Source organism: Streptomyces sp. NPDC059582, from assembly GCF_042735715.1.
GTDB lineage: Bacteria > Actinomycetota > Actinomycetes > Streptomycetales > Streptomycetaceae > Streptomyces.
Genome location: NZ_JBHWCC010000004.1, coordinates 17,735 through 32,433 on the forward strand (window position 1 = coordinate 17,735; position 14,699 = coordinate 32,433).

Sequence of the window (14,699 nt, forward strand, 5' to 3'; positions counted from 1 at the left end):
GGCGCGTACGCCGGGTGCGGCGCATACGCCGGGTGCGGCGCTCGTGGTCACTCGCAGCCGAGGGTGCGTGAGCCGGGCAGGGCGCGGACGACGCCGTCCCGTTCCCGGGCCACGGCGTCGTCTCCGGTGATCCAGGCGTCGGCGTAGGCGGAGTGCTGCGGCACGACGACGAGGGCGTGTTCACCCGCGCGGAGATCCTGGCCGACCTCCGGCTGAAGCAGGAACCTGATCTCGGCCTGGGCCTTGTCCGGTTTGTAGGAACGGGTCACCCGCAGCGTGACGCGCCGCTGAGTGGTGCCCGGGACCGGCTCCACGTCCTCGACGTCACCCTCGACGACGAGCCGGGCGCACGCGAGGTAGTCCGGGTTCTCCAGACGCGCTCCGGCGCTCGCCTCGGCCGCCTTGTCGTCCGACCCTGCGGCGCTGTCCGAGGCGGCGGAGCCCTCGCCCGCAGTGCTCCCGACCCGCACGACCAGCCAGCCCAGGCCGACCACCATCACCCCGGCGGCCGCGACGGCGACGGCACGGAAGGCGACGGTGAGCCTGCGGGGCCGGGGCCTGTGCCTGGGCCGGGTCCCGGACGGCCGGGGCGACGCGGGTGCGGACACCGGGGCGGGGTCGAGCGCGGGCGCGGGATCGGAGTCGGGCGCGGGATCGGAGTCGGGCGCGGTCAAGGCGTCCGCGATGAGGCTCAGCTGTTCCCGCAGCAGCGCCACGTCGGCCGTCGCGGCGCGGTGAGCCGCCAGGAAGGCGGGGTCCGTGCGGGCGCGCTCGGAGAGCGGGTCGCCGGTGATCGCGGCCAGCAGGGCTTCCCGGCCCGCTTCACGGGCGTCGTGGCCGTCGTGTTCGGCGGTCATGTCACACCACCTCGTCCTCGTGCAGGCGGGCGCGCAGGGCCCGTACCGCCGTGTGCAGCCTGCTCTTGACCGTGCCCTCGGGTATGCCGAGTTCGTCGGCGATCGAACGGACCGGCAGATCGGCGTAGAAACGCAGGACCAGGACCTGCCGCTGCGCGTCGGGCAGCTCGTCCAGGCCCCGGGCGACGGCGAGGGAGAGCAGGCTGGTGTCCTCGCCGGAATGGGGTTCGGGCTGCCGCAGGGAGGCCAGGCGCTCTCCGATGCGTTCCTGGCGGCGTTTGGCGCGGTGCCAGTCCATGGCGAGGTTGGAGGCGACGACCGCCGCCCACGCCGACACGTCGCGCGGCGCCTCCCGCCCGCTCGCGGCCCGCTCCAGCAGTCGCAGGCGGACCTGCTGCACGCCGTCCGGCAGGTCCGCCTGCGGTACCCCGCCCAGCGCGAGCACCGCCCGCACCCGGCGTTCCTGGGCCGCGTCCAGCGGGTCGTCGCCGGTCGCGGCGTCCGCCCCCCGGACGCGCCGGGCCTTTCTGCGCAGCACAAGCCACCCCCTCAGCACGTTTCCCCTAGGACGCCGGCGGGGGCCGAAACGTTCGGCCCGGTGTCCGCGGGCGGGCAGAGGCGTACGTCACATCATCGTGTGGGTGTGGCGGCCGGGGGCAGGGGCCGGAGCAGCACAGCTTGCGGCGCGGGGCCCTCGCCGGGGGAATTTCTCCAGCTCAGCGGAGGTTCGGTAGGCAGGATCGCCATCGGCCGCGGGGCCGTCGCGTCCACTTCGGCGGGCGCGCCGGGGAAAGAACTGGACACACGGGCCGGGGGCGGCCCCATGATGGAAATGCCCCGGTCAGTCACACACGAGCAAACGCACGCAGAGGGAGTCGCCGTGAGGGTCGGAATCGTCGGAGCCACCGGTCAGGTCGGCACGGTCATGCGCAGGATCCTCAAGGAGCGGGACTTCCCGGTCAGCGAGCTGCGTCTGTTCGCGTCGGCCCGTTCGGCGGGGACGGTCCTGGACGGCGTGACGGTGGAGGACGCGGCGGTCGCCGACTACTCCGGCCTGGACATCGTGCTCTTCTCCGCGGGCGGCGCGACCTCGAAGGCGCTGGCCGAGAAGGTCGCCTCGCAGGGCGCCGTGGTGATCGACAACTCCTCCGCCTGGCGCCGGGACCCGGACGTACCGCTGGTGGTGTCCGAGGTGAACCCGCACGCGATCGCCGACCGCCCCAAGGGCATCATCGCCAACCCGAACTGCACGACGATGGCCGCGATGCCGGTCCTCAGGCCGCTGCACGAGGAGGCCGGTCTGGAGGCGCTGGTCGTCGCCACCTACCAGGCGGTGTCCGGCTCGGGCGTCGCGGGCGTGGCGGAGCTGCACGGGCAGGCGCAGAAGGTGGTCGCCGACGCCGACAGGCTCACCCATGACGGCGCGGCGGTGGACTTCCCCGAGCCGCAGGTCTACAAGCGCCCCATCGCCTTCAACGTGATCCCGCTCGCCGGGTCCGTCGTCGACGACGGTCTGAACGAGACGGACGAGGAGCAGAAGCTCCGTCACGAGTCCCGCAAGATCCTGGAGATCCCGGAGCTGAAGGTCTCCGGCACGTGCGTGCGCGTCCCGGTCTTCTCCGGGCACTCCCTCCAGGTCCACGCCCGCTTCGCCCGCCCGATCGGCGTGGAGCGCGCGACGGAGCTGCTGGCCGGCGCCCCGGGCGTGGCCCTCTCCGAGATCCCGACCCCGCTCCAGGCGGCCGGCCAGGACGCCTCGTACGTCGGCCGGATCCGCACCGACGAGACGGTCGACAACGGCCTGGCCCTGTTCGTCTCCAACGACAACCTCCGCAAGGGCGCGGCGCTGAACGCCGTGCAGATCGCGGAGCTGGTGGCGGCCGAACTGACGGCCGGCCGGTAGGACGCTCCGCGCCAGGGGCGGTCACCCTCGACTTCGTCGGGGAGGGACCGCCCCTGGCGCGTGTCCGCGGCCGTGGGCCGCCCGCCGTCGGCCGCCGGCACGGTTCAGGGCCGCCGCACCTCGTAGAGGAAGCAGCCGTACTCGACGGCCCGCACGTGGACCAGGGCCACGGCCGGGTCCGCGAACGCCTCGTCGAAGGCCGTGTCGAACCCGTCCGGTTCCGTCACCAGGCCTCCGCCCAGGATGTGTCCGGCGGCGGAGTACCGGCGGACCGTACGACGGGCGTTCGCGAACGGATACCCGTCCCCCGCCGGCCCCTCGCACTCCCGCGCGTGGACGAAGACGGGGCCCTGTTCGTCGTAGGCCCCCGGATCGACGCCCGTTTCGGCGGCCCAGCGGCGCAGCGGGGCGTACGAGACGAGAGCGATCCGCTCGCCGGGCGCGCTGCGGCGCAGACAGCAGCGCAGCGGGGCACCGCCCTCCTCGTCCGTCACGGCGACCGTCGGCCGTCCCGCGTCGTCGACGGCGCGCAGTTCCCGCAGGGCCCGCGGGTCGATGGGCCGTACCGGGTAGGCCGTTTTCCTCAGGTGCACCGCTTCCGCGGTCGTGTCCGTCGTCATGTCCTCCAGGCTCGCGCGAGTCCGCGCCGCTCACCGGCGGGTTTTGGACATCGCGTTCCGTGCGGGTCCCGTGGAAGGATGACGCAACCCACACATAACGAGGAGATGACCGCGTGCCTGGCACAAACCTGACTCGCGAAGAGGCGCAGCAGCGGGCGAAGCTGCTGACCGTTGACTCGTACGAGATCGATCTCGACCTCTCCGGCGCTCAGGAGGGCGGTACCTACCGGTCCGTGACCACGGTGCGCTTCGACGTCGCCGAAGGAGACACGGAGTCCTTCATCGACCTGGTGGCCCCGGCCGTCCACGAGGTCACGCTCAACGGTGACGAGCTCGACCCGGCCGAGGTCTTCGCCGACTCCCGGATCACGCTGCCCGGCCTGCTCGCCGGCCGCAACGTGCTGCGGGTCGTCGCCGACTGCGCGTACACCAACACCGGCGAGGGTCTGCACCGGTTCGTCGACCCGGTCGACCAGCAGGCCTACCTGTACACCCAGTTCGAGGTGCCGGACGCCCGCCGCGTCTTCGCCTCGTTCGAGCAGCCGGACCTGAAGGCCACCTTCCGGTTCACCGTGAAGGCGCCGGGTGGCTGGACCGTCATCTCCAACTCGCCGACGCCCGAGCCGAAGGACGACGTCTGGGCCTTCGAGCCGACACCGCGCATCTCGACGTACATCACGGCGCTGATCGTCGGCCCGTACCACTCGGTGCACAGCGTGTACGAGAAGGACGGGCAGACGGTGCCGCTCGGCATCTACTGCCGTCCCTCGCTCGCCGAGTTCCTCGACTCGGACGCGATCTTCGAGGTGACCCGGCAGGGCTTCGACTGGTTCCAGGAGAAGTTCGACTACGCGTACCCCTTCAAGAAGTACGACCAGCTGTTCGTGCCGGAGTTCAACGCGGGCGCGATGGAGAACGCGGGCGCGGTGACCATCCGCGACCAGTACGTCTTCCGCTCGAAGGTGACCGACGCGGCGTACGAGGTGCGTGCGGAGACGATCCTGCACGAGCTGGCCCACATGTGGTTCGGCGACCTGGTCACCATGGAGTGGTGGAACGACCTGTGGCTGAACGAGTCGTTCGCCACCTACACGTCCATCGCCTGCCAGGCGTACGCGCCGGGCTCCCGGTGGCCGCACTCCTGGACCACGTTCGCCAACTCCATGAAGACGTGGGCGTACCGGCAGGACCAGCTGCCGTCCACCCACCCGATCATGGCCGAGATCAACGACCTCGACGACGTCCTCGTCAACTTCGACGGCATCACGTACGCCAAGGGCGCGAGCGTCCTGAAGCAGCTCGTCGCGTACGTCGGCATGGACGAGTTCTTCGCGGGCGTGCAGGCGTACTTCAAGCGCCACGCGTACGGCAACACGCGCCTGTCCGACCTGCTCGGCGCCCTGGAGGAGACCTCCGGCCGCGATCTGAAGACCTGGTCGAAGAAGTGGCTGGAGACGGCGGGCATCAACATCCTGCGTCCCGAGGTCGAGACGGACGCGAGCGGGGTGATCACCTCCTTCGCCGTCCGGCAGGAGGCCCCGGCGCTCCCCGCCGGCGCCAAGGGCGAGCCGATCCTGCGCCCGCACCGGATCGCGATCGGCCTGTACGACCTCGACGGCGACACCGGCAAGCTGGTGCGCTCCGAGCGCGTCGAGCTGGACGTCGACGGCGAGCTGACGGCCGTACCGCAGCTGGCCGGCAGGCGTCGCCCGGCCGTGATCCTGCTCAACGACGACGACCTGTCGTACGCGAAGGTCCGCCTGGACGAGGAGTCCCTGGCCTTCGTGACGGAGCACCTGGGCGACTTCGAGGCGTCACTGCCTCGCGCCCTGTGCTGGGCGTCGGCCTGGGACATGACCCGTGACGGCGAACTCGCCACCCGCGACTACCTGTCCCTGGTGCTGTCCGGCATCGGCAAGGAGTCCGACATCGGTGTCGTGCAGTCACTGCACCGCCAGGTGAAGCTGGCGATCGACCTGTACGCCGACCCGACGGCCCGCGAGGCGCTGCTGACCCGCTGGACGGAGGCGACGCTTGCGCACCTCCAGTCGGCCACGCCGGGCGGGGACCACCAGCTGGCCTGGACCCGGGCGTTCGCGGCGACGGCCCGTACGCCGGAGCAGCTGGACCTGCTGGAATCGCTGCTGGACGGTTCGAAGGCGGTCGAGGGCCTGGCCGTCGACACGGAGCTGCGCTGGGCGTTCGTAGAGCGTCTCGCCTCGGTCGGCCGGTTCGACGAGTCGGAGATCGCGACCGAGTACGAGCGGGACAGGACGGCCGCGGGTGAGCGCCACGCGGCGACCGCCCGCGCCGCCCGCCCGACCGAGGAGGCCAAGGCGGAGGCCTGGGCGTCGGTCGTCGAGTCCGACAAGCTGCCGAACTCCCTCCAGGAGGCCGTCATCGGCGGCTTCGTCCAGACGGACCAGCGCGAGCTGCTCGCCCCGTACACCGAGAAGTTCTTCGAGGCGGTCAGGGGTGTCTGGGACTCCCGTTCGCACGAGATGGCCCAGCAGATCGCGGTCGGCCTGTATCCGTCGATCCAGGTCTCCGAGGAGACCCTGAGCAGGACGGACGAGTGGCTGGCCGCCGCCGAGCCCGGCGCGGCCCTGCGCCGGCTGATCTCGGAGTCCCGCTCGGGCGTCGAGCGCGCGCTGCGGGCGCAGGCGGCGGACGCGGCCGCGTCCTAGGGGGTAGTGGCCCATAGCGGCTGGTCATGACCGGTCCTGACTGGCCATGACCGGTTCTGGCAGGCAGGGACGGAGGGCGGGTGACCGGGTCGGTCACCCGCCCTCCGGGCATACCCGGCGGGCGATGTCGATCATCGTCCGTACGTGCAGGCCGGTCTGCGCGGAGACGGGCACCCAGCGCAGTTCGTACGTCTTGGCGAGCTCCTGGCACCACTCCCGCACCAGGTCGCCGAGCGCCTCGGCCGTACGGGGGTCGGTGCGGGCGAGGGTGCGGCGGGTCATGGCGGCGATCCGCAGCGGGATGCGGCGGGCGGCCGTGCCGAGGGTCGCGAAGTGGCCCCGGGAACCGCCGCGTTCCTCCGTCGTCCAGGTGTCGACGATCGACGGCGCCACGTCGAGGAGCTCCCGGGCTGCGTCGTGCAGGGGCGTCAGGTCCTCCGCGACGGGGACGGCCGCGGCCCGGCCGTCGGACAGTACGGCCTCGAGTTCCCGGGTGCGGGCCAGCAGCAGTTCGCCGACCCGGGCGACCTCCCGTTCCGGGTCGGGGGCGGGGCGGGCGTCGCTCACCGCGGGAACGGCCCAGGCGGGCGCCTCGACGAGGGCGGTCAGGGTGCCGTGCCGCAGCGGGTGCAGCCAGGTGCTTCCGGCGACGAAGCCGCTGGGATCGCGTTCGCTCCCCCCGCCGTGGCCGGGGAGCAGCAGGACGCCGGGCGGGTCCGGGTGCCAGTCGGGGCCGTCGCAGGGGTGGTCGTCGAGCGGGACGCGCAGGCGTGCCGCCGTCTCCCGGAAGGCGCGGGCGGCACCGGCGACCTCCCGCGTCAGCATCGCGAAGGCGCCGCCGAACTCGATTCCGTGCAGGGTGAACTGCGCGACGGGCCTGAGCTCGTCCAGCAGCCGTACCAGCGCCGCCGACTCGGGCAGTGGTTCCCGCTCCTCGCCCGGCGCGGGCAGCGACTCCGGCTGACGCGCGAACGCGGGCCGGTAGAAGTGGCGGTGACACTCCTCCAACGACGGCTCCGGCTCCCGGGGCGTCCAGCCCTGCGCGAGGTGGGCGCCGTCGGGGTCGAGGCAGAACAGGAAGTGCCAGGTGCAGCCGAGCCGTTCGAGCACGCGCGGTGTGCGCGCGAGCAGCCGGGCCAGACGGAGTGCGGAGGCCCCGCCCACGGGTTCGTTGGCGTGCGCGCCGCCGACGGTCAGGATCTGCCGGTCGCCACGCCCGGCGGACAGCAGCCACAGCGGACGCCCGGCCCGGCTCTCACCGACGGCGCGCAGTCGCAGTACCCCGGGCGCCGCCACCGCCAAGGTACGGGCCTGCCGCTCCAGTTCCCCGACGGACGGATACAACAGACATCCTTTCGACCCAACTCGCTTGTCACGCAAGGCACTTGACACAGCAGGCAAGAGTCGCGCCGGCGAACAGGAGTGTCAAGGGCGCGGCTTCGCCACCGCGTCGTCGCCGACCTGCCCCGGCGGAGCCGACCGGCACGGGGTGGCCTCCTCCCCCTCCTCCCCCTCGTCTCCCTCGTCTCCCTCCTCTCCCTCCTCGCTTCCCTCGCCTCTCTCGCCCCCCTCGGCGCGATCTGCCCGGCCACCGTCGCCCCGAACGCCAGCACCATGCCCGCGAGCTGCACCGGCGTGAGCGTCTGGCCGAGCGCCGCCCAGCCGACGACCGCGGCGGTCAGCGGGGACAGCGGTCCGAGAAAGGTCACCTGGGTGGCGGTGAGACGGCCGATGCCGCGGAACCACAGCCAGTACGCGAGCGCCGTGTTGGCCAGAGCGAGGTAGAGGTAGCCGCCGACGGCACGGCCGTCCAGCGCCGGTGGCGCCCCCTCGACGAGCAGGGCCGCCGGGGCGATGAGCAGGCCGCCCGCGGTCAGCTGCCAGCCGGTGAGCGCGAGCGGGCCCACGCCGTCGGGGCGGCCCCACCTCTTGGTGAGCACCGTGCCGGTGGACATGGACGCGGTGGAGGCGAGCGCCGCCAGCACACCGAGCGTGTCCAGCGCCCCCGCCGCCCGCAGCACGACCAGGCTGACCCCGAGTGCGGCCACGAACCCGGTGAGCAGCGTCCGTACCGTCGGCCGCTGCCCCAGCAACACCGTCCCGAGCCCGGCGACGAACAGCGGGCCGACCGAGCCGACGACCGCGGCCATGCCGCCCGGCAGCCGGTAGGCGGACAGGAACAGCAGCGGGAAGAAGGCGCCTATGTTCAGCGCGCCGAGCACCGCCGCCTTCCACCACCAGGTGCCGCGCGGCAGCACCCGAGCGAGGGCGAGCAGGAGCAGCCCGGCCGGCAGCGCGCGCATCAGGCCGGTGAACAGGGGCCGGTCGGGCGGGAGGAACTCGGTGGTGACGGCGTAGGTGGTGCCCCAGGAGACCGGGGCGAGGGCGGTGAGGGCGGTGAGAGCTGTCTGTGCCGCGTGGGACACGGCGGGGGCGGGGGCGGGGCGCTCGACGGCCATGGGACGCACACCCTTCAAGTAGGTCGATGGAAAGTAGCTTAGCCCTAAGCTACTTTCATTCAATCTACTTTCAGCCAAGCTACTTTCTTGCGGGTGACCGGCCCGGGCCGGATACTCGGCGCATGAGTGCACGCCCGGAGCAGCGCAAGGACGCCGTCGACGCGATCGTCGGCCAGTGGGCCGCCGTACGGCCCGACCTCGACACCGCCGCGATGGAGGTGTTCGGACGCGTCTTCCGGCTCTCGCGCACGATGGGCGACCGGATGGAGAAGGCGTACACGCGGTTCGGGATCTCCCGCGGCGAGTTCGACGTCCTGGCGACCCTGCGTCGCGCCGACGAGCCCTACACCCTCTCCCCACGGCAGCTCTCGTCCACGCTCATGCTCACCACCGGCGGCATGACCGGCCGCCTCGACAAACTGGAACGGGCCGGACTGCTGCGCCGCTCCCCCGACCCGCACGACCGCCGGGGCCTTCAGGTGACGCTGACCGGGAAAGGACTGGAGCTGATCGACGAGGCGGTCGGCGCGGGCCTCGCGGTCCAGACGGAGGCCCTGTCGGCCCTCGACGCCGAGCAGGCCGGCCGACTGGCCGACCTACTGCGGGAACTGCTCGCCGGGACACAGGGACCGGAGGCCTAACTCCACGCGGCTCCCTGACCGCGCTCGCCGCACTCGCCGACGTGCGCCGCGAGCGCACTCTCGATCGCCGCCGGGTCGGCGGAGTCGGCCGCCCAGGCGACGTATCCGTCGGGCCGCACCAGCAGTGCCGTACGGCGGTCACTCGCCCAACGAGCCAGGGCCAGCCGGTCCTTGCGGGCGTTCCGCTCCTCGCACACCTCCGGCGTGATCAGCACGAACCGGCCGCCGCGCAGAACCTCGTAGAGGCGGGTGCCGTCGGCGAGGGCGACATCGGGGACGCGCGTGCCGGTGAGGCGGTGGGCGCCCTTGGGCGTCGCGTACCGGTAGCCGATGCCGGTGACCTGACCGAGCGCCTTGCGGCGGGCCGGGCCGACGACGTCGAGGAAGGTGGTGAGCGCCGCGCGCAGCGCCAGCGTCCAGGGCCGCTTGGCCATGGCGAGGCGGACGATACCGCCGCTGCTGCGCAAAACCGACTTGCCGACCGGGTGCCGTTCCGCCTGGTAGGTGTCGAGCAGCTCCGGACCCGCGTGGCCGTTGACCACCTGGGCGAGCTTCCAGCTCAGGTTGGCCGCGTCCTGGAGGCCGGTGTTCATGCCCTGGCCGCCGGCCGGGGTGTGCACATGGGCGGCGTCACCGGCGAGGAAGACCCGGCCGACCCGGTAGGCGGGCGCCTGGCGCTCGTCGCTGTGGAAGCGGGACATCCAGCGGGCGTCGTGCATGCCGTAGTCGCGTCCGAGGGCGAGCCGGGCGATCTCCTTGACCTCGTCCAGGTCGAGGGGCTCGTGGTCGGGCACGTCGCGGGCACGGTTCCAGCCGATCACGCGGTGATAGCCATCACCGAAGGGCGCGATGAAGGCGAAGGCGTCGCCCGCGGTGTTCACCGTGAGCAGGTCCTCGGGCTCCTCGGCCAGCCGCACGTCCGCGAGGACGACGGAACGGATGACCGACCGACCGGGGAAGGGCAGCCCGATCGCGTCCCGCACGGCGCTGCGCATCCCGTCGCTGCCGACGACGTACGCCGCCCGCAGCTCCGCGACCTCGTCGCCGGGACCACGCACCTGGACCGTCACTCCGGCCGCGTCCTGGGCCAGCCCGGTGACCTCGGTCTCGTACCGGAAGTCCACCCCGGCGGCGACCGCGCGGCGCTCCAGGACCTTCTCCACCTCGTACTGCGGGATCACCAGGAGGTGGTTGAAGCGGGAGGGGAGGGCGTCGAGGGCGATGGTGAGGCGGCCGAAGAGACGCAGGCGGTCGAGGGGGCGGCCGACGGCCTCGATCTCGTCGGCCAGGCCGCGGGCGTCGAGCTGCTCCAGGGTGCGGGCGTGCAGGACGAAGGCGCGGGAAAGGTTGCTGATCTTGTGCGGGCGCTTCTCGATGAGCGTGACCTGCACCCCGGCGGCGGCGAGGTCTCCGGCGAGGAGAAGGCCGGTAGGGCCGGAGCCGACGACGATCACGGGGCGGGAGGTGGTGTCGGCGGTGCCGTTCATCTTGGCCTCCTGGGGTACATACGAGCTCTGGTCGACAGCCGTTGGCCAACAGCTGTTGGTCAACGCTTGTTGGCAACGATAGAATGGCCGTCACGAGGCAGTCAACACGCGTTGGCAAACAATTGTTGGCCAACCGTCGTTGACCCGTCGCGACCTATGAACCTTCAACGACTCCGATCGGCCAACCCTTGTTGGCAAACAGATGTTGGCCTACGCTCGTTGACATGCCCGACAGCAAGCCCGCAGCCGCTCCCCGCCGCTCCGACGCCACGCGTACCGCCATCCTCGACGCCGCACGCGAGCGCTTCGCCGCGGACGGCTACGAGCGAGCCACCATCCGCGCCATCGCCAAGGACGCCGACATCGACCCCTCGATGGTGATGCGCTACTTCGGCAACAAGGAGGGCCTTTTCGCGGCGGCCGTCTCCGTCGACCTCAAGCTGCCCGACCTGGACGCCCTCCCCCGCGACGAGGCCGGGCGGGTGCTCGTGACCCACTTCCTGGACATGTGGGAGGAGAACGAGGTGCTCACGGCTCTGCTGCGGGTCGGCGTCACCAACGGGTCCGGCGCGGAACGTATGCAGGGCATCTTCCGGGAGCAGCTCCTGCCGGTCGCCCGTATGGTCTGCCCGGACCCCGAGCAGGTTCCCTCCCGGGCCGCACTGGCCTCGGCCCAGCTCCTCGGGCTCGCGCTCGCCCGTTACGTGCTGCGCTTCCCGCCGGCCGTCGAGCTCACCCGCGAGGAGATCCTGGCCTGGCTGGCCCCCACCGTGCAGCGGTATCTGACCGCGCCGCACCCGTCGGCCTAGGCCCTGTCACCCCGGCCCCACCCCGGCCCGCCCTCGACGCCGATCCCTGGTCCCCGACCCCGCTGGTCCCCGATCCCTGGACCGCGACCCCGCTGGTCCCCGATCCCTGGTCCCCGACCCCGATGTCTGGTCCCCCGACCCCGATATCTGGTCCCCGGCCTCGATCCCGATCCCGGAAACCGGCCCCGGAAACACGCCGAGGGCGCCGTCCTCACCCACGTACGGCAGCGGCCGGTACGTGCGGCGAGGACGGCGCCCTCGAAGAACTCTGTTCAGGATCCCGCGTCAGACTCCGTGCGGGATCACGCGTCGCGCCTGGTCAGGCCTTCGCGGCCAGCTTGGCCTTCGTGCCGGCCTTCGGCCGACGGTCCGTCGACCTGTCGAGAACCATCACCAGACCCGTGATCACCCCGAACACCACCAGCGGGGCCAGGACGTAGAGGCCCAGCGTCTCGATGACGCTCAGGCCCGGACCGGGGTCGTCGCCGTCGTCGCGGGCGAGCGCGAGCGCGGGGGACGACATGAGCAGCATCATCAGCGTCGTACCGGCAGCCAGGGCGCCGGCGCGCAGGGCGTTCTTCTTGTCCACGGTGCAAAAGTAGCGAACGCCCGACGTGACCGCGCGCCCGGGGTGCCGTACGAGGTGCGAGCACCGATCCGCGAAGCCACTCAACGCCCCTCCCCCACCGCATCACCCACCGCATCACCCACCGCATCACCAGCCGCATCACCAGCCGGCTCAGCCACCACCTCGTGCGTTGCCGCGGCCGTCGCCTCGCCGTTCCCCGCTGCGCGCCCCGGGTCCGGGGCGTTCCTCGTCCGTCCGCTCCGGGCCTCCCGTACCGCGTCCATCAGGGCGTGCACCCGCGGTGAGGCGGCCAGTTCCTCCAGCGTCACCGGACGGCCCTCACCGTCGGCGATCGGCAGGCGCCAGTTCGGGTACTGGTCCCAGGTGCCGGGGAGGTTCTGCGGCCGCCGGTCGCCGACGCCGTCGGGCAGCCAGACGCCGATCAGCCGGGCGGGGGTGCGCAACAGGAAGCGGTGGACGGCCTGGACCTCGGCCTCCTCCGAGGCGGCGTCGACGCCACCACCGGAGCTCCGCAACAGGCCGAGCCGGGCGAGCAGGGCGAGCCACTCCCCCGTGTCGGCGGCCGCCTCGGCCCGCTCCTCCGCCAGCGGGCGGGCCAACAGGCCCAGGCTGTCGCGGAGTTCGACGTGGTCCCCGGTCAGGCGGGAGGCGGTGGGCGGCAGATCGTGGGTGGTGGCGGTGGCCAGGCAGTCGGAGCGCCAGCGTTCGGGGGGCAGGGGGCGGCCGTCGCCGTCCCAGTCCCGCTCGAACCACAGCACCGAGGTGCCGAGCACCCCGCGTTCGCGCAGCGCCTCGCGCACCCCGGCCTCCACGGTGCCCAGATCCTCGCCGATCACCACCGCTCCGGCCCGGGAGGCCTCCAGGACCAGGACGGCGAGCATGGCCTCGGCGTCGTAGCGGACGTAGGTGCCCTCCGTCGGCGGAAGTCCCTGCGGGACCCACCAGAGCCGGAACAGGCCCATGACGTGGTCGATGCGCAGGGCGCCGGCGTGGCGGAACAGGGCGCGCAGGAGGCGGCGGTAGGGGGCGTAGCCGGACTCGGCGAGGCGGTCCGGGCGCCAGGGCGGCAGACCCCAGTCCTGACCGTGGGCGTTGAAGGCGTCCGGTGGGGCGCCCACCGACATGCCGGCGGCGAAGTACTCCTGCTGCGCCCAGGCGTCGGCGCCCCCGGGGTGCACCCCGACCGCCAGGTCGTGCACGAGCCCGACCGGCATGCCGGCCTCGCGCGCGGTGCGCTGGGCGGCGGTGAGCTGGGCGTCGGTGAGCCAGGCGAGGCGGCTGTGGAAGTCGACGCGGTCCATGAGTTCGGCGCGGGCGCGGGCGGTCTGCGCCGAGCGGGGGTCGCGCAGCCCGGCCGGCCAGCGGCTCCAGTCCGAGCCGTGCACCTCCGCGAGGGCGTACCAGGTGGCGTGGTCCTCCAGGGCCTCGCCCTGTTCGGCGAGGAAGTCGCGGTAGGCGGCGCGCCGGCCGGGCCCGAGCGGTACGTCCGCGACCAGCTCCAGCGCCTCCCGCTTGAGCTCCCACACGGCGTCCCGGTCGATCAGCGCCCCCTTCTCCAGCACCGTCTCGCGCAGCCGGGCGGCCCGCTCCAGCAGCGAGCGCAGCCGCTCTCGGTCCTCCACGTAGGCGAACTCGGGCACGTCCTCGACCCGCAGATGGACCGGGTCGGAGAAGCGGCGCGAGGAGGGCCGGTAGGGGGACGGGTCGGCGGGCGGCCCGGGGACGGCCGCGTGCAGCGGGTTGACCTGGACGAATCCGGCGCCGAGCGCGCGTCCGGCCCAGGCGGTGAGTTCGTCGAGGTCACCGAGGTCGCCCATGCCCCAGGAGCGCTGCGAGAGGAGGGAGTAGAGCTGGACGAGGAGGCCGTACGAGCGTCCTCGGGGCGTGGGCAGGCGGGGCGGGGCGACGACGAGATGCGCCTGTGCCGTCCGGCCGTCGGGTGCCGTGGCGGTCAACCGGTGGATGCCCGGCGGGAGTTGTTCGGCGGCGGCGCGGGTCTCGCCCTGCTCGGTCTCGATGCGCAGCCGGGTGCCCTCGGGCAGGGCGGCGAGGGCCTGCGAGGTGGCGCCGCTCCAGAGGACCACGGTGGGCGGCAGCAGCCGTTCGCGCAGTTCGCCTTCCCGGGCGGCGAGCGCGGCGCGGGCGGCCTCAGGGGTGCCGGCGTCCACGCCGAGGGCGGCCAGGGCGGCGGCGACCGCGGCGGCCGAGGCCGCGACCGTGCGGTCCGGGGAGGGGCTGTAGGAGGTGGCGACGCCGTGCAGTGCGGCGAGCCTGGACAGGTCCTCGGTGAGGGGCGCGGCCGACCGGGGTGCGGTCATCTACGGCCTCGTGACGTCGGAGTCCGCGGCGGCGAGGGGCGGCTCGCTGGTCAGGGGCTCCGCGTCGGGCAGCGGGGGCTCGCTGGTCAGCGGGGCCTCGGTGTAGGTCGGCTCCGCGCTGAAGGCGCGGCCGACCTCACGTTTGGAGGGGGCGGGGAGCAGCGGACGGGTGGGGGCGGGTGCGGCCACGGGGGTCTCCTTGTCGGGTACGGGTGACGCGGAACCTGTCGGGTGCGGGTGACGCGGCACGTGTCGGTGCGGGTGCGGATGACGCGGAATTTTGTCGATTACGGGCTACCGCAGCCCTACCCAGCGAACGCGACCGCAGA

12 protein-coding genes and 1 pseudogene are annotated in these 14,699 nt (G+C 72.9%); 4 read left to right on the top strand and 9 right to left on the bottom strand.

The annotated features are described in order from the left end of the window. Positions 1 to 47 precede the first annotated feature (47 nt). Together ACFV0T_RS05115 and ACFV0T_RS05120 are read right to left on the bottom strand one after the other, a co-directional pair. On the bottom strand, positions 48 to 857 hold the full coding sequence (locus tag ACFV0T_RS05115; RefSeq protein ID WP_385774584.1) for a hypothetical protein: 810 nt from the start codon (positions 855 to 857) through the stop codon (positions 48 to 50). A 1-nt stretch (position 858) separates the two neighbouring features. Further along, positions 859 to 1,395: a sigma-70 family RNA polymerase sigma factor gene (locus ACFV0T_RS05120; RefSeq protein WP_385774587.1), complete on the bottom strand. Its 537-nt coding sequence runs from the start codon at positions 1,393 to 1,395 to the stop codon at positions 859 to 861. A 342-nt stretch (positions 1,396 to 1,737) separates the two neighbouring features. Between ACFV0T_RS05120 and ACFV0T_RS05125 the strand changes: the two genes are divergently transcribed. Further along, on the top strand, positions 1,738 to 2,760 hold the full coding sequence (locus ACFV0T_RS05125; protein ID WP_385774589.1) for an aspartate-semialdehyde dehydrogenase: 1,023 nt from the start codon (positions 1,738 to 1,740) through the stop codon (positions 2,758 to 2,760). Positions 2,761 to 2,864: 104 nt separating this feature from the next. Here the strand turns inward: ACFV0T_RS05125 and ACFV0T_RS05130 are convergent, their stop codons facing one another. Beyond that, positions 2,865 to 3,380, bottom strand: coding sequence for a DUF1203 domain-containing protein (locus ACFV0T_RS05130; RefSeq protein ID WP_385774591.1), 516 nt, complete (start codon positions 3,378 to 3,380; stop codon positions 2,865 to 2,867). 113 nt (positions 3,381 to 3,493) lie between these two features. Here ACFV0T_RS05130 and pepN point away from each other — a divergent pair, with 113 nt between their 5' ends. Further along, entirely contained in the window at positions 3,494 to 6,067 is a 2,574-nt protein-coding gene (gene pepN / locus ACFV0T_RS05135) for an aminopeptidase N (protein WP_385774593.1), read from the top strand. Positions 6,068 to 6,160: 93 nt separating this feature from the next. Here pepN and ACFV0T_RS05140 read toward each other — a convergent pair whose 3' ends face one another. Both ACFV0T_RS05140 and ACFV0T_RS05145 read right to left on the bottom strand, forming a co-directional pair. Beyond that, positions 6,161 to 7,363 (bottom strand): M14 family zinc carboxypeptidase, encoded by a 1,203-nt coding sequence (locus ACFV0T_RS05140; protein ID WP_385774595.1) that lies wholly within the window; start codon positions 7,361 to 7,363, stop codon positions 6,161 to 6,163. Between the two features lie 260 nt (positions 7,364 to 7,623). Beyond that, positions 7,624 to 8,526, bottom strand: a pseudogene (locus ACFV0T_RS05145) (EamA family transporter); the annotation flags it as partial. Between the two features lie 122 nt (positions 8,527 to 8,648). On the opposite strand from ACFV0T_RS05145, the gene ACFV0T_RS05150 reads away from it, so the two are divergent. Further along, positions 8,649 to 9,167: a MarR family winged helix-turn-helix transcriptional regulator gene (locus tag ACFV0T_RS05150; RefSeq protein WP_385774597.1), complete on the top strand. Its 519-nt coding sequence runs from the start codon at positions 8,649 to 8,651 to the stop codon at positions 9,165 to 9,167. Here ACFV0T_RS05150 and ACFV0T_RS05155 read toward each other — a convergent pair. Next, complete coding sequence (locus tag ACFV0T_RS05155; protein WP_385774600.1) at positions 9,164 to 10,654, bottom strand: FAD-dependent monooxygenase; 1,491 nt, start codon at positions 10,652 to 10,654, stop codon at positions 9,164 to 9,166. The genes ACFV0T_RS05150 and ACFV0T_RS05155 overlap by 4 nt on opposite strands. A gap of 224 nt (positions 10,655 to 10,878) precedes the next feature. Here ACFV0T_RS05155 and ACFV0T_RS05160 point away from each other — a divergent pair, with 224 nt between their 5' ends. Further along, on the top strand, positions 10,879 to 11,463 hold the full coding sequence (locus tag ACFV0T_RS05160) for a TetR family transcriptional regulator (RefSeq protein WP_385774601.1): 585 nt from the start codon (positions 10,879 to 10,881) through the stop codon (positions 11,461 to 11,463). A gap of 319 nt (positions 11,464 to 11,782) precedes the next feature. Here ACFV0T_RS05160 and ACFV0T_RS05165 read toward each other — a convergent pair whose 3' ends face one another. The 3 genes from ACFV0T_RS05165 to ACFV0T_RS05175 form a co-directional block, all read right to left on the bottom strand. Beyond that, positions 11,783 to 12,052, bottom strand: a complete 270-nt coding sequence (locus tag ACFV0T_RS05165) for a hypothetical protein (RefSeq protein ID WP_385774603.1) — start codon at positions 12,050 to 12,052, stop codon at positions 11,783 to 11,785. Positions 12,053 to 12,132: 80 nt separating this feature from the next. Continuing rightward, positions 12,133 to 14,370 carry a 4-alpha-glucanotransferase gene (gene malQ / locus ACFV0T_RS05170; RefSeq protein ID WP_385774605.1) on the bottom strand — a complete coding sequence of 746 codons (2,238 nt, stop codon included), beginning with the start codon at positions 14,368 to 14,370 and terminating at the stop codon, positions 12,133 to 12,135. Further along, a complete protein-coding gene (locus ACFV0T_RS05175; protein WP_385775127.1) occupies positions 14,371 to 14,559 on the bottom strand; it encodes a hypothetical protein in 189 nt (62 codons plus the stop codon). It abuts the gene before it with no gap. Positions 14,560 to 14,699 lie beyond the last annotated feature (140 nt).